The organism is Halorubrum sp. SP3 (assembly GCF_005435195.1).
Taxonomy (GTDB): domain Archaea; phylum Halobacteriota; class Halobacteria; order Halobacteriales; family Haloferacaceae; genus Halorubrum; species Halorubrum sodomense.
In genome coordinates this window covers 1,227-2,211 of sequence record NZ_SGTU01000056.1, presented here as the reverse complement: position 1 = coordinate 2,211, position 985 = coordinate 1,227, and the positions used below count along the sequence as shown (strand labels likewise).

Here is a 985-nt window from a genome sequence, read left to right as displayed (position 1 = left end):
CGGGATCGTAGTCTAATTCGGCGGCGGCCTTTTCGCGGACGATCTCACCGTATTTACCTTCATACGACGGATCGTATAGCAACCGCTCGCCTTCGATCCGTAGCGTTTCATCGATCCACGCATCCCACGACTGATTTGAATCCGACTCCTCGTAAATGTGCGCGAGCGGGGACCATTCGCGGTCCCGCATCTCTCCCTCGCGGCGATCCATCTCCTCGCGGGTGATAGGGACCATAGTCGATCCCGTCGCGCCGTGGATCTGTTCGCCGTGGAATAGTTTATCCACGAAAACGAACTGTCGCCCGTCGCGGGCGAGGAGTCGATCCACGCGGATCGTCGTTTTGTCGTTTGACGTTTCGACAGTATCGGAGTTGCTACTGGTTGCTGCCATAGTTGTGTGTGACGGGTTTCACCCGTCGTTATCTTCCGACTGAAAACAGTCGGAATACTGTCGGGATCCCCCGAGCGAACGGGCGGATCCTCAAAATAGGGTCGCGTTTGGGTGGTTAATTGGTAAGCGTTACGTCGTCCGTCGCACCGTATTCACGTCCCTCTAAGGCGTCGTATGCGCCAGCATGGTAGGCGTCGTGAATCGCGTCAAGAACTTGGCGCGGATCCATCTGCTCGGCTTGAATCGGGCGATCCTCCGCGTCGCCAACAGGGACAACCGCGACCGTCTCGGGCGGATCCTGATAGGTTCCACCGACGTGATCGCGGAACCCTGCCATACACCGAAGGGTCGGGGCGGTGTTGTTAGCGTAATGCGCGGATTCTTTGAAGTGACTCACCGCTTCGGTGGGATCCTCAATAGCCTCGGGAGAGGCTTCGAAGTTTTCCCAACCGAGTTTATACGCTTCATCAAGTGCGTCCGCTTCGTGAACTACTGGGATAGTGTCGGACATAGTTGTGTGTCGGGATCCCCCGAGCGAACGGGCGGATCCTCAAAATAGGGCCGCGTTTGGGTGGTTATTATTTGATTCTGACG

2 protein-coding genes are annotated in these 985 nt (G+C 56.8%); both read right to left on the bottom strand.

Annotation, left to right across the window (positions count from 1 at the left end; all coding sequences use genetic code 11):
- On the bottom strand, window positions 1–391 hold a 391-nt coding region (locus EXE42_RS15160), incomplete at its 3' end, for a hypothetical protein (protein WP_137706869.1).
- Window positions 392–506: 115 nt separating this feature from the next.
- Entirely contained in the window at window positions 507–902 is a 396-nt protein-coding gene (locus EXE42_RS15155) for a hypothetical protein (protein WP_137706868.1), read from the bottom strand.
- Window positions 903–985: the final 83 nt, after the last annotated feature.